Below are 18,589 nucleotides of genomic sequence, written 5' to 3'. Positions count from 1 at the left end.
GCAGTCGCCTGGGGGACAGTCACAGGCGCGCCTGCAGGCAGGTCAAGTGATTGTTCTGCATAGGTATTTTCAATTTTCATGAAATTCTGAAAGTTTTGATGCTCTGCAAAGACCATGCATGCCGCTTTGGTTATCCGGGCCTGTGCGGTGGCGATCCGGGTGGATGCGCATCAAGCTTGTGTAAGCCTGTCTTGCTATATCTTCAGGTTTCGCCAGCCTGCGGCGGCAGGCGGGCATCTCACCAGAAAACCCAGCGAACCGGAGACCACGATGACCCACATTTACGACCAGCACCTGGACCGCAACAGCGCCAACCATGCGCCGCTCAGCCCCTTGGGCTTCATCGCCCGCACGGCCGAGGTCTATCCCGAGCGGATGGCTGTGGTCCACGGCACGCTGCGTCGCAACTGGGGCGAGACCTATGCGCGCTGCCGCCAGCTGGCCAGCAGCCTGAACAAGGCGGGCGTGGGCAAGAACGACACCGTGGCCGTGATGCTGCCCAATACGCCGCCCATGGTGGAGGCGCATTTCGGCGTGCCCATGGCGGGGGCCGTGCTCAATGCGCTGAACACGCGGCTGGATGCGGAAACCATTGCCTTCATGCTGGACCATGGCGAGGCCAAGGTGCTGATCGTGGACCCGGAGTTCACGGGCGTGGTGGCCAAGGCGCTGAAGCTGCGCCAGCGCAGCGCGCCGCTGCTGGTGATCCAGGTCGAGGACGCGCTGTACGGCCCGGCCGCCGAGCAGGTGGGCAGCCTGGACTACGACGACTTCGTGGCCGGCGGCGATGCCGGTTTCGACTGGCAACTGCCCGCCGACGAGTGGGACGCCATTGCGCTGAACTACACCAGCGGCACCACGGGCAACCCCAAGGGCGTGGTCTATCACCACCGGGGTGCGGCCATCAATGCCATCAGCAATGTGCTGGAGTGGGACATGCCCAAGCACGCCGTCTACCTGTGGACCCTGCCCATGTTCCATTGCAACGGCTGGTGCTTTCCGTGGACGGTGGCGGCACGCGCCGGCGTCAACGTCTGCCTGCGCCGGGTGGAGGCGCAGGCCATCTTCGACGCCATCCGCAACCACGGCGTCACGCATTACTGCGGCGCGCCCATCGTGCACGGCCTGCTGGTCAATGCGCCGGCCGCCATGAAGGAGGGAGTGCCCGCCGGAGTCAAGGCCATGGTGGCAGGCGCCGCGCCGCCGGCCTCGATGATCGAGGGCATGGAGCAGCTGGGCTTCGATATCACCCATGTCTACGGCCTGACCGAGGTCTACGGCCCGGCCACGGTCTGCGCAAAGCATGCAGCCTGGGATGGGCTGGACATCGGCGAACGCGCGCGCCTCAATTCACGCCAGGGCGTGCGCTACCACCTGCAGCGCTCGGCCAGCGTGCTCGATCCCGAGACCATGGAACCCGTGCCCCATGACGGCCAGACCATGGGCGAGATCATGTTCCAGGGCAACATCGCCATGAAGGGCTACCTGAAGAACCCGCAGGCCACGGACGAGGCCTTCCGCGGCGGCTGGTTCCACACGGGCGACCTGGCCGTGCAGCATCCGGACGGCTATATACAGATCAAGGACCGCAGCAAGGACATCATCATCTCGGGCGGGGAGAACATCTCGTCCATCGAGGTCGAGGACGTGCTCTACCGCCACCCGGCCGTGCTGGCCGCCGCCGTGGTGGCCAAACCCGATCCCAAGTGGGGCGAGACGCCCTGCGCCTTCATCGAGCTGAAGGCCGGCGCGCAGACCACGGCCGAAGACATCGTGGCCCACTGCAAGAAGCACCTGGCCGGCTACAAGGTGCCGCGCGCCGTGGTCTTTGGCGAGCTGCCCAAGACCAGCACGGGCAAGATCCAGAAGTTCGAGCTGCGCCGCCAGGCCGGATCGGTCCAGGCCATCACGGGCTGAGGGCCGGGCCGCAGCGCGGGCAGCGGCTCAGTGTCCGGCCGTCTTGGAAAACAGCTGGATGACCAGCACGCCCGCCACGATCAGGCCCATGCCCGCCAGCGCGGGCAGGTCCAGCGTCTGGCCCTGCCAGAGCCAGCCAACCAGGGAGATCAGCACGATGCCCGCGCCCGACCAGATCGCATAGGCCACGCCCGTGGGCACGGTGCGCAGCGTCAGCGACAGGAAGTAGAAGGCCAGCGCGTAGCCCAGGACCGTGACCACACTGGGCCACAGCCGCGTGAAGCCTTCGGACTGCTTGAGGCAGGAGGTGGCCGCCACCTCGGCGACGATGGCCAGGCCCAGGTACAGGTAGTTGGACGCCATGCTCAGATGGCCGCGTAGTTGCCCGTGCCCTCGGGCCAGCGCGTGAGCACGTCGAAGCCCGTGTCGGTCACCACCACCATGTGCTCCCACTGGGCGGACAGCGACTTGTCGTTGGTGATCACCGTCCAGCCGTCGGCCAGTTCGCGCGTGGCAGCCTTGCCGGCGTTGAGCATGGGCTCGATGGTGAAGATCATGCCGGCCTCCAGCACCATGCCCTGGCCGGGCTGGCCGTAATGCAGCACCTGAGGGTCGTCGTGGTAGACCTTGCCGATGCCGTGGCCGCAGTACTCGCGCACCACGCTGAAGCGCTCGCGCTGGGCCACGGTCTGGATGGCATGGCCGATGTCGCCCAGCGTGGCGCCGGGGCGCACGGCGCGGATACCGGCCAGCAGGGCCTCGTAGGTGGTCTCCACCAGGCGGCGCGCCTGGTTGGAGGGCTGGCCCACGTAGTACATGCGGCTGGTGTCGCCGATCCAGCCCTCGGGCGTGGTCACGGCCACATCGACATTGAGGATGTCGCCCTCGCGCAGGATCTGACGGGCGTCGGGGATGCCGTGGCAGACCACGTGGTTGGGCGAGGTGCAGACCGTCTTCGGAAAGCCGTGGTAGCCCACGTTGGTGGGCACGCAGCGCAGTTCGTCGACGATGAAGTCATGGCAGAGCCTGTCCAGGTGCTCGGTGCTGACGCCCGGCTGCACGTGGGGCACCAGCATCTGCAGGACGCGGGCGGCCAGGCCACCGGCCTTGCGTGATTGCCCGATATCGAGGGCATCGTGCAGCGGGACGCTGCGCAGCTTGGCGCCCCTCATTGCAGGCCTTCCGACAGGCGCACGGGGCGCGGGCGGCGCGCTGCCGTATCGGCGGGAGCCGGCGCCGCTTCGGGCTCGCCCAGCTTCAGCGTGGCCGCGGCCTCTTGCAGCAGCAGGGCGCAGATGCCTGCGTAGTCGAGATGGGGATGGTGTTCGGCCAACTGGCCGACACGCAGCCAATGCTCGGCCTGGGCGTTGATGGATCGACCCAGGGCCGCGCTGGACAGGCGGATCTGGTCGTGCAATTGGTCGGATATTTTGACGATTCCCATGGGGTGGCGATCATACGGGGAATATACGTTTCGTATATTGACAATCGCAAATCGCGGGCCCGGCAGCGGGGCATTCGTGCAGGCCTGCAGATGCAGGCCGTCATGTCGTCGGCGATGCTGCGTGACGGACGGGGCGGATGCTCTTGTGTTGATAGCGCAATGATCAGGTCCGGCTGGCCCTCCGACAGAGGTGATGTTTTTCCTGCGGCGCGGTCCTGTACAAGACCCTGCTCGGTGTGATCGGCGGTCTTCTATCAGATATCTGTTGCAGATCTGGGGCTTACCCCTAGCAAGTCGCCTGCTACCCAAACTGACAAGAATCAAGACTGTCTGGAAGCGAATGTCCTGCAAGCCGGCGCATGGTGCGGCCGGCCGGGCCTTCCGGCAGGGAGCAGCAATGGGCAAGGAACAAGAAGCGGGTTCGGCAACGGCATCGGGCGGGGCGCGCATCGTCGTCGTGGGCGGTGGCGTGGCGGGGCTGGAGATTGCCACGGCGCTGGGCAAGGGGCGCACGGGGGCCATCGGCTCGGTGACCCTGGTGGACAGCGATTCGGCCCATGTCTGGAAGCCCATGCTGCACACCATTGCGGCCGGCACGCGCGACCTGGCCCAGCAGCAGACCACCTACCTGGCCCAGGCCAGCGACGCCAGCTTTGCCTACCAGCCCGGCGAAATGTGCGGCCTGGACCGCGAGGCCCGCGAGGTGCTGCTGGCCCCCATCGAGGCGCCCGATGGCCGCGAGATCGTGCCGGGCCGGCGTATTGCCTACGACAGGCTGGTGATCGCCGTGGGCAGCGGCGCCAATGATTTCGGCACGCCGGGCGTGGACGAGCACTGCTTCATGATCGACTCGCGCCGCAAGGCCGATGCCTTCAACAGCGAGATCCGCCTGCGCATGGTGCGCTGCATGACCAGCGGCGAGCAGCTGCGCGTGGCCATCGTGGGCGGCGGCGCCACGGGCGTGGAACTGGCGGCAGAGCTGGTGCAGCTGGCCGAGAGCGCTCGGGCCTACGGCGCGCTGGGCGAGGCCGCGCGCTTCGGCATCGTGCTGATCGAGGCCGGGCCGCGCCTGCTGCCCGGTTTTCCTGAAGAGATTTCCGAAGCCACGCGCCTGCGGCTGCAGGCCCTGGGCGTTTCGGTGATCGTCAACGGCCGCGTGCAGTCGGCCAGCGAAGAGGGGTTCGTGCTGGCCAGCGGCGAGTTCGTCCCCGCAGGCCTGCGCGTCTGGGCAGCGGGCGTGAAGGCCCCGGCCTTCCTGGCGCAGCTGGGCCTGGAGACCACGCAAGGCAACCAGCTCAAGGTCAACGGCCAGTTGCAGACCAGCGACCCCCATGTCTACGCCGTGGGGGATTGCGCCAGCTTCACCCTGCCCGGGGCCAGCGTGCCGCTGCCGCCCACCGCCCAGGTGGCGCACCAGCAGGCCCGCTATCTGGTGGAGACGCTGCCGCGCCTGCTGAAGGAGCCGGGTTTCCGTCCCGAAGGCTTTGCCTACCGCGACTTTGGTGCCCTGGTGTCATTGGCCCATTACGACGCCTATGGATCGCTGGGCAAATTCGGCCTGTTCAACGGCGGCGTGATCCGCGGGCGCATGGCCATGCTGAGCCACATCATGCTGTACCGCTCGCACCAGGCCCGCATCTACGGCTTTTGGCGCGGCGGGCTGCTGTGGCTGATTGATCTGATGAATTCGCGCCTGCGCCCGTCGATCCGGCTGGACTGAGCGGCCGGGCCCGGCATCAAAGCAGCCCCTCGATGGGCAGCCAGCCCAGCACGCGCAGCATCAGGCGCTTGAATGCACTGCTGCCGGGCTCGGTGGTGGTGGTGAGCGGCGCAGGCGGCGTGCCGCTTTCCGTGGTCCAGCTCAGGCGGCCCTGTGCATCGATCTGCACGTGGTAGGCGGTGGACGGCAGGCTCTGGTCGAGCATGCGGCTCATCTGCGAAGCCATCTCGGGGCTGTCGATCAGCAGGCCCATCTCGGTGTTGAGGTGGGCCGAGCGCGGGTCGAAGTTGAACGAGCCCACGAAGATGCGCTCGCCATCGACCGCAAAGGTTTTGGCATGCAGGCTGGAGCCCGAGCTGCCGGGGCGGCTGCCTGAGCCCACCCCCGCTTTCCCTGCCGATGCCGCTGCGGGCGAACGCGGGCCCGGGCTGGGTTCGTCGTCCTGCCTGCCGATCTGCCGGCGCAGCTCGTACAGCTGCACGCCTTCCTCGATCAGCGGGCGCCGGTAGCGGGCATAGCCGGCATGGACCACGGCCACGTCGGTCGCCTCCAGGCTGTTGGTGAGCACGCGCACGGCAATGCCCTGGCGGCGCAGGCCGGCCAGGGCGCGCACGCCGGCCTCGGTGGGCACGAAGTAGGGTGAGACCAGGTCCAGCTGGCGCTGCGGCTGGCCGATGGCCGGGGTCAGCTGGGTGATCAGCAGGCCCTCCTTGGGCACCTGGCCCAGCACCTTGGCCGGGTCGTCGCTGACCAGGGTGGCGCGGGCCCATTGCAGTGGCAGGCGGCCGGCCAGCAGCTCGCGCGTGAACGGGCTTTGCGCCACGGCGTGCACATAGGCCTGGGCTTCGGGGCGCTGCACTTCGGTGGCCAGGGCCTCGTAGGCGCGCGCCACCGCATAGTCGGGCAGCGGCGGCAGCAGGCTGGCAGCGGGATAGGCCGACGCGCTGGCCCAGTACTGGTCGAAAGCATGTGAAATGTCGGCCACCACCGGCCCCATGGCCACCACGTCCAGGTCGGCGAACAGCACACCGTCGGTGGCCGCGAAGTACTCGTCGCCTATGTTGCGTCCGCCCACGATGCTGGCCTGGCTGTCGGCCGTGAAGCTCTTGTTGTGCATGCGCCGCTGGGTGCGCGAGAAATCCGTGACATAGCCCAGCGCCTTGGGCGTGCGCTGGGCAAAGGGGTTGAACAGCCGCACCTCGATCTGCGGATGCTGGTCCAGGGCGCCGAGCTGGGTGTCCAGTCCTGCCGTGCCGCCGTCGTCCAGCAGCAGGCGAACGCGCACGCCCCGGTCGGCGGCGCGGCGCAGTTCGTCGAGCAGCAGGTGGCCCGTGGTGTCGCCGCGCCAGATGTAGTACTGCACATCCAGCGTGCGCTGTGCCACGCGGGCCAGCAGGGCGCGCGCGGCGTAGGCATTGCGTGCGTCGGACAGCGCGTGGATTGCGGTGAGCCCCGGATGCTGGTCCAGCAGCGGTGCCAGCGCCTGGCCTAGCAGCATGGCCTGGGCGGCCTCGGGCGGCAGTGCCGTGGATTCGCTGCGGCCGGCCAGGGGCGGCAGGCTGCAGCCTGCCAGCAGCAGGGTCAGGACGAGCGCCTGGGTGGCGGCAAGGGCACGGCGCAGCAGGGGCATGGTGCGTTCGGTGTTCGTGGTGGTCAGTGCAGCCAGCGTATGAACAGCTGGATCACGGTGGCATTGACGATGTCGACGAAGAAGGCGCCCACCATAGGGACGATGAGAAAGGCCTTGTGCGATGGGCCGTACTGGTTGGTGATGGCCTGCATATTGGCCACGGCCGTGGGCGTGGCACCCATGCCGAAACCGCAGTGGCCGGCGGCCAGCACGGCTGCATCGTAGTTGCTGCCCATGATGCGGAAGGTCACCAGCGCGGCATACAGGCCCATGACCAGCGTCTGGGCCGCCAGGATCGCCATCAGCGGTGCCGCCAGCCCCGCCAGCTCCCACAGCTTGAGCGACAGCAGGGCCATGGCCAGGTAGATGGACAGCGAGGCATTGCCGAAGACGTCGATGGCCCGGTCGAATACCTGGAAGTGAAAGACATAGTCCAGCGTGTTGCGGATCAGGACGCCACCGGCCAGCGCCCAGACGAAGGTGGGCAGGGAGAACAGGGTGCCGGCGGTGAATTGCGTCATGAACTCGGCAAAACCCAGGCAGCCCGCGAACAGGGCCAGTGTTTCTATGGCCGCGCTGGTGGTGATCAGGCGCGTCTGCTCGGGGTTCTCGAAGCCGCCGTGGCTTGCGCTTTCGCCCAGCGGGGGCTGTTTTTCGGGGGCGGCTGCGGGGTCATGCACGGCAAGCCTACGGCGCGTGATCAGGGCCTTGGCCAGCGGGCCGCCGATCAGGCCGCCGATCACCAGTCCGAAGGTGGCACAGGCAATGCCCAGGGTGACCGCGCCCTGGATGCCGTATTCGCGCTCGAAAACCTGGCCCCAGGCACCTGCCGTGCCATGGCCGCCCGTCAGGGTGACGGAGCCTGCGATCAGCCCGAACAGCGGATCGAGCCCGAGCATCTTGGCCAGGCTCACGCCGACCAGATCCTGCAGGCTGATGAAGACGGCGACCACGGCCAGGAACAGCAGCAGCGAACGGCCGCCTTCGCGCAGCTTGGCGAAATTGGCGCTCAGCCCGATGGACGAGAAAAACACCAGCATGAAGGCCATCTGCAGCTCGCTGCTGAAGCTGAAGGTGCAGCCCAGGGTCTGGTTGAGCACGAACAGGGCGACGGCCACGACCAGGCCGCCGGCCACGGGCTCGGGGATGTTGAATTCGCGCAGCAGGCGCAGGTGCCGTACCAGCCATTTGCCCAGCAAAAGGACGAGGGCGGCGAAGATCAGGGTGTAGTAGGCGCTGAAAGTCAGGTGCATGGCTTCCGTGTTCCGGTGGGCGGGGCAAGGCAGCGCACCATACGATAGGCGGCATGCCGGGGGGCGATGTCAGGATAGCCACTGATTGCCAGGCCTGCTGAAAGTGCCCTTTGGTCGTGCCCTGCGTCAGTGCCCTGTCAGCTGGCTACGGGGCCGGGCCGCCTGTCCTCGACGGTGAAGCGGGCCAGCGTGTAGATGCGGCTGTCGGCTCGCATCGGGTTGGCCACGGCGCGCAGCTCGCTGGTCCAGCGCTCGGGCGTGATGTCGGCCAGCCCGTAGCCGCGTTCCTCGCAGCGTGCGTACAGCACCTGCGGGTTGTGGTCGACGATGGCATCGACCTTGGCCTGGGTGGTGCCGCTGCGCGAGGTGATGGAGGTGCTGCAGAACTCGCTGGCCACGACGGGATTGCGCCGCTCGGGCGCGGCCTCGGGGTCTGCGTGCACGGCACAGACATAGTTCTGGTGCAGGTCGCCGCCCAGCAGCACGCTGTTGCGCGGCGTGGGCTGGGCGCCCGGCGTGAGGTGGCGCACCAGGCGCTGGCGCGCGGCCGGGTAGCCGTCCCAGCTGTCCGTGGCCTGCGATCCCGAGGGCGGCCGGTGCGTGGACACCAGGGTGGGCTGAGCCAGGATGCTCCAGCGCGGTCCCTCGCTTGCGTGCTGGCGGGCATCTTCGGCCAGCTGGCGGTACAGCCACTGCTCCTGCGTCCAGCCCAGGAAGCTGCGCGCCGTATCCGACAGGGCTGCGCATTGCGCAGGGCGCACGCTGCCCTTGTCTGCCGCTCCCTCGGCGCGGCAGGCCTGGGCGCTGCGGTACTGGCGGCCGTCCAGAAAATGCAGCCGGGCCAGCCGGCCCCACTGCAGGCTGCGGTACAGCTGCAGCCCGCCGCCGCCATGCTGGGCGCCCGCGCCGGTCAGCGCGCTGGCGCGCAGCGGCATGTTCTCGTAGAAGGCCTGCCAGGCAGCCATGCGCCGGGCCAGGAAGCGCCCGGCATCGCCCTGGCCCTGGTCGCCGGCGTAGTTGTTCTCCACCTCATGGTCGTCCCAGCCCACGGACCAGTTGCACATGGCGTGCGCTGCCTGCAGCAGCGGGTCGCTCTTGTGCAGGGCGTAGCGGTCCCGGTAATCCTGCAGGCTTTGCGCGGCCCGCAGGTTGTGGGTGCGGGCCAGGCCCAGCGTCATGGCGGGCGTGGCGTACTCGTAGATGTAGTCGCCCAGGAAGAGCACCAGGTCCGGCGCGTCCTGCACCACCTGGCGCCAGGCCGCGTAGTAGCCGTGCTCCCAGCGCTGGCAGGAGGCATAGGCCAGGCGCAGCCGCTGGGGCATGCTGCCGGGCGCGGGCGCCGTGCGGCAGCGGCCCGTGCTGCTCACGGCCTGGCCCAGCATGAAGCGGTAGTGGTACCAGCGGTCAGGCGCCAGCCCTCCCACCTGCACATGCACGCCGTGGCCCCATTCGGGCTGGGCCATGGCCTCGCCGCTGCGCACGATCTGGCGGAACAGCGGGTCGTGCGCCAGCTCCCAGCGGATCTTGAGCGCAGGCATGGCCGTGGTGTCGGTCTCGCCCAGCTGTGCAAGCGGCGGCGTGAGCCGCGTCCACAGCAGCACGTTGTCGGGTTCGGGGTCGCCGCTGGCCACGCCCAGCGTGAAGGGGTTGTGCGCAGGCCGCTCGCCCAGGCGAGCCCATGCGGGCAGCTGGCCCAGCACCGTGGCCAGGCCCGCTGCGACCAGAAACTGGCGCCGCGGTGCAGGGACGGGGGCGCTGAAGGGCAGGGGCATGGCGGTTCGGGGGCAGGTGGCGCAAGAAAGCGGGGAGATACGGAGCGTGGCCTCGGTGGATCAAAGGCCGGCGCCTGCATTTCCAACTGGCTGCCATTGTGCGCCTGATGCCGTGGCAATGCTGTGCTTGCCGCGCTCCTTGGCCTGCAGCATGGCGGTATCCGCGCGGCGCAGCACGTCCATGCCGTTTTCGTGGCTTTGCAGCTGGGCCACGCCCGCACTGAAGCTCAATGGCCGGGGGGCCGGCTGGCCTGGCGTCTGCGAAGAGGCTGGCAAAGGCGTCTGCTCCAGCAACTGCAGCAGGCGCTGCAGCGCCTGGGCGCCCGCAGTCTCCGGTGTCTGGGGCAGCAGCAGCACGAAGGCCTGGCCCTCGTATCGGCCCACCACGTCCTCGGGACGCAGTCCCTGGCGTGCCAGCTGGGCCACATGGATGAGGGCGGCATCGCCCATGGCATGCCCCAGCTCGGCATTGAGGGCCTGCATGCCGTCCATGTCGAGCAGGGCAACGCTCAGCGGCTGGCCATGGCGCTGGGCGCGCGCCACCTCGCGGTCCAGCGCCTCGCTCACACCCAGGCGGTTGAGCTGGCCGGTCAGCGGATCGTGGCGTGCACGGCGCGCGGCCTCGTCCAGTTCCTGCTGCAGGGCCTCTATGCGCGCCTCGCAGGCATCGACATGGCTGCGCAGCGATTGCAGCTCTTCCTGGGCCACGCGGCTGCCGGCGGCCATGGTGCGGGTGGCCTCCAGCACCTGTTGCAGCAGCGGGGCGGCATCCTCCAGGCGCTGGATGCCGTCCAGCTGGCGCGCGGCTTCCTCCATGCGGGCGCCCAGTGTTTCGTTGCTGCTCGTGATCTTTGCCAGATGCTGGACGAAGCCGCCCAGCATGTCCTTGAGCGCCTGCTGCGCGGCGGCCATGCCGTCCTGCAGCTGCATGCGCCGGTGGATCACGGTCTGCAGCTCGCGCCGCGCATCCACCAGGGGCGCGGGTGACAGCGGCGGCGTGATGGCCTGCTCGATGGCCGTGAGCTGCGGCACCAGCCAGCTGCCGTGCGTGGGGTCCTGGGCCAGATGCTGGATCAGGGTCTGCAGCAGCTCCTGCACCAGCTGCAGGACCTGGAGCTGGTCGGCAATGGAGAACGACAGCTGGTAGTGCTGGTCATGCAGGCGCCGCGCCAGGGCCTTGGCGTCCACGGGCGGTGCCTGCAGCTGTTCCATGAGCTGCTGATGCAGTTGCCGGGTCTTGGCTTCCTGGGTGTTCAGCAGCGCAAAGAAGGCCTCGAAGCGCCGCGCCAGCTGCTGCGTCAGATCCTCGGGCAAAGCCTGCAGGGGCGGCGGCACGGGCAATTCCACGGGCCTGGCCTCATGGGTTGGCGGCTGCAGGGCCGCGTTGGCATAGGCGGTGATGACCTGCTGCAGGCCCTGCCAGTCGCTGCGCTCTATGGCGGCGCCCAACTGGTCGCGCAGGCGCTTCTGTCCGGGCGTCTGCGCAGGCAAAAGCGCATGGACGTGGCGCAGCGGCCCCTGGGGAAAGCTGGCGGGGCCGGGTTCGCCGGCTGCCTGCTCATAGAGGCGGGTGTAGTTTTCCGGGGTGGGCGGCAGGCGGTTCAGCGCCAGTTGCCGCAGTGTTTCGCGTGCCAGTTCGGAAGCGGAGCGCTCGGCCATGGGTGGGCAGTTGTTTCAGAATGCAATGCCCTCCAGTGTGGCATGGCCGGCGCCTGGTTCACTGCTCGTTGACCATGACCAGCTTGCCCTGGACCTGGCGCGATCCCATGCGTGCGTAGGCCGCGTGCAGCTCGGCCATGGGCATGGTGCGGTCGATCACGGGCTTGATCTTTCCCTGGCCGTACCACTGGGCCAGCTCCTGCATCATGGCCGCGTTGGCCTTGGGCTCGCGCCGGGAGAACTCGCCCCAGAAGACGCCCACCAGCGATGCGCCCTTGAGCAGCGGCAGGTTCAGCGGCAGGGCCGGGATGGGGCCAGCGGCAAAGCCCACGATCAGATAGCGGCCGCGCCAGGCGATGGAGCGGAAGGCAGGCTCGGCGAAGTCGCCGCCCACGGGGTCGTAGACCACGTCGGGGCCCTTGCCGTCGGTGGCCTCCTTGATGGCCGCGCGCAGGTCGCCCTGGCTGTAGTTGATGGTGGCATCGGCGCCCTGTGCCTTGCACAGCGCGCACTTTTCGTCGGTGGAGGCTGCCGCGATCACGCGTGCGCCTGCCGCCTTGGCGATCTGGATGGCGGCCGTGCCCACGCCGCCTGCCGCGCCCAGCACCAGCACGGTCTCGCCCTCGCGCAGCTGGCCACGGTCGATCAGCGCATGGTGCGAGGTGGCATAGGTCATGATGAAGGCCGCTGCATCGACGAAACTGAATCCATCGGGCAGCGGCATGCACAGCGCGGCCGGTGCCAGCGTATGGGTGCCAAAGCCCCCGGTGCCCGACAGGCAGGCCACGCGCTGGCCCACGCTGAGGTGGCTCACGCCTTCGCCCACGGCCTGGACCACGCCCGCGTATTCCGAACCCGGCACGAACGGCAGCTCAGGCTTCATCTGGTACTTGTTCTGCACGATCAGCAGATCGGGGAAGTTCAGGCTGGCCGCCTTCACTTCGAGCAGTACCTGTCCAGGGCCCGGCGCGGGTGCGGGCAGCTGCGTCCACTGCAGTTGATCGACGCCCGTGGGCGTTGTGCAAAGCCAAGCGTGCATGGTGGTTGTCTCCTGTGATTGAATGCCTGGCCGATGATAGGAGTGTGGCGGGAATGCCTCCTGTCCCTCGGGCGACGAGACGCCCGCCTACAATCGCCCGCAATCCCTGCTGTATCCATGAAGATTCTCATTTGTAACGACGACGGCTACCAGGCGCCCGGCATCCAGGCCTTGTACGAGGCGCTGCGCACGGTGGCAGACGTCGAGGTGGTGGCGCCGGAGCACAACAACAGTGCCAAGTCCAACGCCCTGACGCTGAATGCACCGCTGTACGTGCACCAGGCCCACAACGGTTTCCGCTATGTCAACGGCACGCCGGCAGACTGCGTGCACATCGCCCTGACCGGCCTGCTGGGCTACCGGCCCGACCTGGTGGTCTCCGGCATCAACAACGGCGCCAACATGGGCGACGACACCATCTACTCGGGCACCGTCGGCGCGGCCATGGAGGGCTTTCTTTTCGGCATTCCCGCCATTGCCTTCTCCCAGGTGGACAAGGGCTGGTCCGAGATCGAGGCTGCCGCCGCCGCCGCGCGCCAGCTGGTCATGGACATGCAGTCGCAGGAACTGATCGGCCTGTCGCCCTGGCTGCTCAACGTGAACATTCCCAACATGCCGCTGTCCGCGCTCAAGCCGCTCAAGCTGTGCCGGCTGGGCCGCCGCCATGCGGCCGAGCGCGTCATCACCCAGGAGAGCCCGCGCGGCGAAATGATGTATTGGATAGGCAGCGCAGGCGCGGCCATGGATGACTCGGAGGGCACGGACTTCCACGCCACGTCCCACGGCCACATGTCTGTCACGCCGCTGAAGGTGGACCTGACCGACCATGACAACCTGGGCTACTGGGCGCAGACGGCGGCCAGGCTGGCATCGGCCAGTCAGGCCGTGCTGCCTGCCCAGGGCGGGGCGGTGCAACCGTGAGCGAGCGCCGTCCCGGAGTTCCCTCGTGGGTGGCGCGCTCGGTGCAGAACCCTGCGCCGGCCTCGCGCGCAGTGCCCGCGCGCTCCGCGCTGGCCACCGCCGCCGCCCGTGCCCCGCAACAGCCCTCGGGCATCGGCATGGATTCGGCCGCCGTGCGCGCGCGCATGGTGCAGCGACTGGCCGCCACCGGCATCCAGTCGCCGGCCGTGCTCGCTGCCATGGGAGCGGTGGAGCGCCACCGCTTCGTGGACAGCGCCCTGGTCAACCAGGCCTATGAGGACACCAGCCTGCCCATCGGTCTGGGCCAGACGATCTCCAAGCCCAGCGTGGTCGCCCGCATGACCGAGCTGCTGCTGGGTTCGGAGGCCGCGAAGTCGGGCCTGGGCCGCGTGCTGGAGATCGGCACCGGCTGCGGCTACCAGGCGGCCGTGCTGGCGCGCGTGGCACGCGAGGTCTATTCGATCGAGCGCCTGCGCGGCCTGCACGAGAAAGCGCGCAGCAACCTGCGGCCCTGGCGCCTGACCAATGTCCATCTGATCTTTGGAGACGGCATGGAAGGCTATGGCAGCGGCGCTCCGTACGCGGGCATCATCTCGGCCGCCGGCGGCGAGAGCATGCCCTCGGCCTGGTGCGACCAGCTGGCCGTGGGCGGGCGGCTTGTCGCGCCCATGGTGGTTACGGGGGGTAAGCAGGCACTGCTGGTGATTGACAAGAGTTCACACGGGTTTACGCAATCGATTTTGGAGGCCGTGAACTTTGTCCCCCTAAAATCGGGCATCGCCTAGAAGGGAATAACTTATGTTGGTATCGCGAAGTCTTGGGGCTTGGGGAACGGTGGTGCTGGCCGGCATGGTTCTGGCAGGCTGCACATCCCAAGTGAACAGGGCTCCCGTGGAGGACCGCGGAACATCCACCTCCACTTCCACCTCTTCCTCGCCATCGGCGGCCGTCAAGCCGCTGCCCGGCGTCGAGAACGCCGGCAAGCCCGGCTACTACACCATCAAGCCTGGTGACACGCTGATCCGCATCGGCCTGGAGACCGGCCAGAGCTGGAAGGACATCGCGCGCTGGAACAATCTGGAGAACCCCAACCTGATCGAAGTCGGTCAGGTGGTTCGCGTCGTGCCGCCGACCAGCTCGTCCATGGCAAGTTCGGACAGCGGCAGCACACGTTCTTCGTCGTCGTCCTCGTCCTCGTCCTCCTCTTCCACGCCCAGCGGCTCGCCGGTGGTGGCAACGCCGCTGCCGCCCGTGGCATCCTCGGCATCGTCTGGCAGCTCCACCGCAACGCCTGCACCCGCGCCGACCCCGGCACCGGCTCCTGCACCCGCAGCCGGCAAGGGCGCCGACGATGTGGACTTCATCTGGCCTGCCTCGGGCAGCCTGATTGCCGGCTTCGACGAGGCGCGCAACAAGGGCTATGACATCGCAGGCAAGGCCGGCGACCCCGTGATGGCCGCTGCCGATGGCCGCGTGGTCTATGCCGGCGCCGGCCTGCGTGGCTATGGCAACCTGATCATCCTCAAGCACAACAACACCTACCTCACGGCCTACGCGCACAACCAGACGCTGTTGGTCAAGGAGGACCAGACCGTGCGCAAGGGCCAGAAGATCGCCGAGATGGGCAGCACCGACGCCGACCGCGTGAAGCTGCACTTCGAGGTGCGTCGCCAGGGCAAGCCTGTCGATCCTTCGCGCTACCTGCCTTCGCGCTGATGAGCCGCAGCACCAGGCAAACCGGACAAGCCCCTGCCCCGCAGGGGCTTGTTTCTTCTGCGCCCGGCGAACCGCTGCCGGAATCGGTCGAGGACCAGGACGAGGCCGACGCCGAAGGTGGCGAGGTCGAGGCCGCCGCCGCCGAGCTGCGCGAAATCACCGTGCCGCCCGCCCAGCACGGCCTGCGCGCCGACAAGGTGCTGGCCGAATGCGTGGCCGAGTTCTCGCGCAGCTATCTGCAGCAGCTGCTTGCGCAGGGCGCGGTCACCCTCAACGGGCGTGTGCTGGGCAAGCCTTCCGCCAAGGTCGCGGCCGGCGACCGCATGGTGCTGGAGATGCGGCCCACGCAGCAGAGCATGGCCTTCCAGCCCGAGGACATGGCGCTGGACGTGGTGCATGAGGACGAGCACCTGCTAGTCGTCAACAAGCCGGCTGGCCTGGTCGTGCACCCGGCGCCCGGCAACTGGACGGGAACCCTGCTCAACGGCCTGCTGGGGCGCGACCCCAAGGCGCGCGAGGTGCCGCGCGCCGGCATCGTCCATCGCCTGGACAAGGACACCAGCGGCCTCATGGTCGTGGCGCGCAGCCGCGCCGCCATGGATGCGCTGGTGGCCATGATCGCCGCACGCGATGTCAGCCGGCAGTACCTGGCGCTGGCCCACAAGGCCTGGGGCCCGCGCAAGCACCGCGAGGTCGATGCGCCCATCGGCCGCGATCCGCGCAACCGCCTGCGCATGGCCGTGGTCGACCTGGCCCAGCATGCGGGCAAGACCGCGCGCACCGACATCGACCTGCTGGCCGGCAACGAAGAAGTCAGCCTGGTGCGCTGCACGCTGCATACGGGCCGCACCCACCAGATCCGCGTGCACATGGCCTCTCTGGGTCATCCGCTGGTGGCCGATGCCGTCTACGGCGGCAAGGACGCTGGCGGCATGACGCGCCAGGCCCTGCACGCCTTCCGGCTGGCCTTCACCCATCCCATGACGGGCCAGGCCCTGGTGCTGCATGCGCCGCTGCCCGCCGACATGGCGCAGGCGCTGGAAAATTGGGGGCTGAGCTACAATCCCGCCGAAAGCCTCTGACCATCTCTCGCATGGCATCTGTGGAGCGCTTGCTTCCTCTTCTTTGATTCGGCGCACCCTGGCTGCCACCCCTGGTGGCACGCGCGCCTTTGTTCCCGAGACGCTGAGCCATGAATACGGTAGATGCCAAGCGGGTCCTGGAAACTGCATTGATCTGCGCGCCGCAGCCTGTCACGCTGCGTGAGCTGCGCTCGCTGTTCGATGACGTGCTGGGCTCCGACACGCTGAAGGACCTGCTGCTGGACCTGCAGAAGGACTGGGCGCAAAAGGGCGTGGAGCTGGTACAGGTGGCGTCCGGGTGGCGCTTCCAGAGCCGGCCCGAGATGCGGGTGTACCTGGACCGGCTGCATCCTGAAAAGCCGCCACGCTACACCCGTGCGACCCTGGAGACGCTGGCCATCATCGCCTACCGTCAGCCGGTGACGCGCGGTGATATCGAGGACATACGCGGTGTGACGGTCAACAGCCTGCTGATCAAGCAACTGGAAGACCGGGGCTGGATCGAGGTGATTGGCCACCGGGAAACCGTGGGCCGGCCCTCTTTGTTTGCCACCACGCGCCAGTTTCTGGACGACCTGGGCCTGCAGTCGCTGGACCAGTTGCCCATGCTTGAGGAGCCTGAATCCCAGCAAAGCCTGTTCAAGGCGCTGGAGGAGTCGGGCGAGCCTGAGGTGCAAGAGAGTGCGCCAGCCGGTGACGCCCCGCCGACCGAAGGCTGGGGTCCCGACGAAGTGCCGCCAGTCATCGGCGCGCAGGACGTGGGCGAGGAATTGCTGGATCAGGTGCCGTTGCAGGCCGATGAGACGGAGCTGGTCGAGGACGGTGAGGACGACGCCCTTGCCGCTCTCTTGCCAGAGGCGCCCTCGGGCGAGGCTGAGACACCGGATGGGACAGATGCCGCGAGTGCCGCAGAAGCTGCGCAGACCGCAGACACAGCGGAAAAAGCGGACACCGCGGATACGACAGACACAACGGATACGGACGGCGCTGCACTGCAGGCCGAAGAAGGAAAGCCATGACGGGTAGTGATATCTCCAAGGACCAGGACGCCCAGCCGGCGTCCGACGAGGCTGGCGCACAGCGCAAGGCCCGCCCCGCGCGCTCGCGCGCTCCCAAGGCCGAGTCCCGGCCTGGCGCCAGGCCTGCGCGCAAGCCGCGTCCGGCCGCCGAGGCGGTGCCTGCCGAAGACACCGAGCAGGAGCTGGTGACGGCTGATGCATCAGAGTCAAGCGACTCAGGGTCTGCCGAAGGCTACGGTTTTGCGGACGTCATCTCGGGCGAGCTCGACGCCGCCGAAGAGCGCGACGATGCCGCGCCTGCCAAGCGCGTGCTGCTGCCCCAGGTCGATTCGCCCAAGCTGCACAAGGTGCTGGCCCAGGCCGGGCTGGGATCGCGCCTTGAAATGGAGCAGCTCATTCTTGAAGGCCGCATCTCGGTCAACAACGAGCCTGCCCACGTGGGCCAGCGCATCCAGTTCGGCGACCAGATCAAGGTCAACGGCCAGCCCATCCGCTTTCGCATCGATCCGCCGCCGGCGCGTGTCATCGCCTATCACAAGCCCGTGGGCGAAGTCGTCACGCACGACGACCCCCAGAACCGCCCCACGGTGTTCCGCAAGCTGCCGCGCCTGCAGCATGGCAAATGGCAGTCCGTTGGCCGCCTGGACCTGAACACCGAAGGCCTGCTGCTGTTCACCAGCTCGGGCGAGCTGGCCAACTCCCTGATGCACCCGCGCTTCGGCCTGGAGCGCGAGTACGCGGCCCGCGTGCTGGGCGCGCTCAGCAAGGAAGAAAAGCAGCGCCTGACCGATGGCGTGCAGCTGGAAGACGGCGTGGCCGCCTTCGGCTCCATCGAGGATGGCGGCGGCGAAGGCGCCAACTGCTGGTACCGCGTGACCATTTCCGAAGGCCGCAACCGCGAAGTGCGCCGCATGTTCGAGGCGGTGGGCCATGCCGTGAGCCGGCTGATCCGCATCCGCTATGGCGCCATGGTGCTTCCGCGCGGCCTCAAGCGCGGCGCCTGGGTGGAGCTGGACCAGGCCGACATCCAGTCCCTGGCCTCCGCGGCAGGCATGCAGGCGCGTGCGCCTGCTGCACCCAAGCCCGCGGCCGGAGGCCGCCGTGGTGGCCCGGCCGACCGCAACACCGTCCGCCGCGAAGGCGGCGGCCGCTATTTCGACGGCAATCGCCCGGCACCCAATGCCATGCTGGACGGCCCGCGTGCCAAGCCCGCTGCCAAGGGTGGCAAGGCGGACGGCGGCCAGGGCAGAGGGCAGGGCGGTGCAGGCGGGCGGGGCAAGACAGGTGGCAGCCAGCAGCCCGATCCGATGCGTACATCGGTGGGCTACATCGGCTCCGACAGCCTGTCGCGTGCACGCCAGAACGCCAAGCGCAAGCCGGGAGGGCGCCGCTGAAATACGGCGGTCAGCCTCCCCTT

16 protein-coding genes are annotated in these 18,589 nt (G+C 68.3%); 8 read left to right on the top strand and 8 right to left on the bottom strand.

All coding sequences use genetic code 11. From position 1 onward, the window contains the following. The first annotated feature begins 270 nt into the window (after positions 1 to 270). A complete protein-coding gene (locus ACF8O7_RS09955; RefSeq protein WP_392414706.1) occupies positions 271 to 1,917 on the top strand; it encodes an acyl-CoA synthetase in 1,647 nt (548 codons plus the stop codon). Between the two features lie 27 nt (positions 1,918 to 1,944). Here ACF8O7_RS09955 and ACF8O7_RS09950 read toward each other — a convergent pair whose 3' ends face one another. The 3 genes from ACF8O7_RS09950 to ACF8O7_RS09940 are packed head-to-tail and all read right to left on the bottom strand — an operon-like array spanning position 1,945 to position 3,361. Beyond that, a complete protein-coding gene (locus ACF8O7_RS09950) occupies positions 1,945 to 2,280 on the bottom strand; it encodes an SMR family transporter (RefSeq protein ID WP_012206837.1) in 336 nt (111 codons plus the stop codon). 2 nt (positions 2,281 to 2,282) lie between these two features. Continuing rightward, on the bottom strand, positions 2,283 to 3,089 hold the full coding sequence (map, locus tag ACF8O7_RS09945) for a type I methionyl aminopeptidase (protein ID WP_016447577.1): 807 nt from the start codon (positions 3,087 to 3,089) through the stop codon (positions 2,283 to 2,285). Continuing rightward, positions 3,086 to 3,361 (bottom strand): ParD-like family protein, encoded by a 276-nt coding sequence (locus ACF8O7_RS09940; RefSeq protein ID WP_016447576.1) that lies wholly within the window; start codon positions 3,359 to 3,361, stop codon positions 3,086 to 3,088. The genes map and ACF8O7_RS09940 overlap by 4 nt, the downstream gene beginning before the upstream one ends. Before the next feature lie 397 nt (positions 3,362 to 3,758). Between ACF8O7_RS09940 and ACF8O7_RS09935 the strand changes: the two genes are divergently transcribed. Then, complete coding sequence (locus ACF8O7_RS09935; protein ID WP_043790781.1) at positions 3,759 to 5,081, top strand: NAD(P)/FAD-dependent oxidoreductase; 1,323 nt, start codon at positions 3,759 to 3,761, stop codon at positions 5,079 to 5,081. A gap of 16 nt (positions 5,082 to 5,097) precedes the next feature. On the opposite strand, the gene ACF8O7_RS09930 is transcribed toward ACF8O7_RS09935, so the two are convergent. The 5 genes from ACF8O7_RS09930 to ACF8O7_RS09910 form a co-directional block, all read right to left on the bottom strand. Further along, on the bottom strand, positions 5,098 to 6,711 hold the full coding sequence (locus ACF8O7_RS09930; protein WP_392414705.1) for a phospholipase D family protein: 1,614 nt from the start codon (positions 6,709 to 6,711) through the stop codon (positions 5,098 to 5,100). 23 nt (positions 6,712 to 6,734) lie between these two features. Then, positions 6,735 to 7,964, bottom strand: a complete 1,230-nt coding sequence (gene gltS / locus ACF8O7_RS09925) for a sodium/glutamate symporter (protein WP_392414704.1) — start codon at positions 7,962 to 7,964, stop codon at positions 6,735 to 6,737. Between the two features lie 137 nt (positions 7,965 to 8,101). Continuing rightward, positions 8,102 to 9,736: an alkaline phosphatase D family protein gene (locus ACF8O7_RS09920; protein ID WP_392414703.1), complete on the bottom strand. Its 1,635-nt coding sequence runs from the start codon at positions 9,734 to 9,736 to the stop codon at positions 8,102 to 8,104. A 60-nt stretch (positions 9,737 to 9,796) separates the two neighbouring features. Next, entirely contained in the window at positions 9,797 to 11,395 is a 1,599-nt protein-coding gene (locus ACF8O7_RS09915) for a GGDEF domain-containing protein (RefSeq protein ID WP_043790780.1), read from the bottom strand. 58 nt (positions 11,396 to 11,453) lie between these two features. Further along, positions 11,454 to 12,434, bottom strand: a complete 981-nt coding sequence (locus ACF8O7_RS09910; RefSeq protein ID WP_392414702.1) for an NADPH:quinone oxidoreductase family protein — start codon at positions 12,432 to 12,434, stop codon at positions 11,454 to 11,456. A 117-nt stretch (positions 12,435 to 12,551) separates the two neighbouring features. Here ACF8O7_RS09910 and surE point away from each other — a divergent pair, with 117 nt between their 5' ends. The 6 genes from surE to ACF8O7_RS09880 all read left to right on the top strand — a co-directional run bounded on the left by surE (position 12,552) and on the right by ACF8O7_RS09880 (position 18,566). Beyond that, positions 12,552 to 13,355, top strand: coding sequence for a 5'/3'-nucleotidase SurE (surE, locus tag ACF8O7_RS09905; protein ID WP_016447569.1), 804 nt, complete (start codon positions 12,552 to 12,554; stop codon positions 13,353 to 13,355). After that, complete coding sequence (locus tag ACF8O7_RS09900) at positions 13,352 to 14,140, top strand: protein-L-isoaspartate(D-aspartate) O-methyltransferase (protein ID WP_016447568.1); 789 nt, start codon at positions 13,352 to 13,354, stop codon at positions 14,138 to 14,140. Before surE ends, ACF8O7_RS09900 begins: the two co-directional genes overlap by 4 nt. Positions 14,141 to 14,153: 13 nt before the next feature. Further along, positions 14,154 to 15,071, top strand: coding sequence for a peptidoglycan DD-metalloendopeptidase family protein (locus ACF8O7_RS09895; protein ID WP_046984217.1), 918 nt, complete (start codon positions 14,154 to 14,156; stop codon positions 15,069 to 15,071). Beyond that, positions 15,071 to 16,153, top strand: a complete 1,083-nt coding sequence (locus ACF8O7_RS09890; RefSeq protein WP_046238192.1) for an RluA family pseudouridine synthase — start codon at positions 15,071 to 15,073, stop codon at positions 16,151 to 16,153. The genes ACF8O7_RS09895 and ACF8O7_RS09890 overlap by 1 nt, the downstream gene beginning before the upstream one ends. Before the next feature lie 110 nt (positions 16,154 to 16,263). Beyond that, positions 16,264 to 17,172, top strand: coding sequence for an SMC-Scp complex subunit ScpB (gene scpB, locus ACF8O7_RS09885; RefSeq protein WP_392443252.1), 909 nt, complete (start codon positions 16,264 to 16,266; stop codon positions 17,170 to 17,172). Then, positions 17,169 to 18,566: a pseudouridine synthase gene (locus ACF8O7_RS09880; protein ID WP_392414700.1), complete on the top strand. Its 1,398-nt coding sequence runs from the start codon at positions 17,169 to 17,171 to the stop codon at positions 18,564 to 18,566. The genes scpB and ACF8O7_RS09880 overlap by 4 nt, the downstream gene beginning before the upstream one ends. Positions 18,567 to 18,589 lie beyond the last annotated feature (23 nt).

The sequence above is a fragment of the Delftia sp. WSY_16 genome, from assembly GCF_043104415.1.
Lineage (GTDB): Bacteria > Pseudomonadota > Gammaproteobacteria > Burkholderiales > Burkholderiaceae_C > Comamonas > Comamonas tsuruhatensis.
The sequence above is the reverse complement of the archived record's forward strand: the minus strand, read 5'-3'. Positions and strand labels throughout refer to the sequence as shown.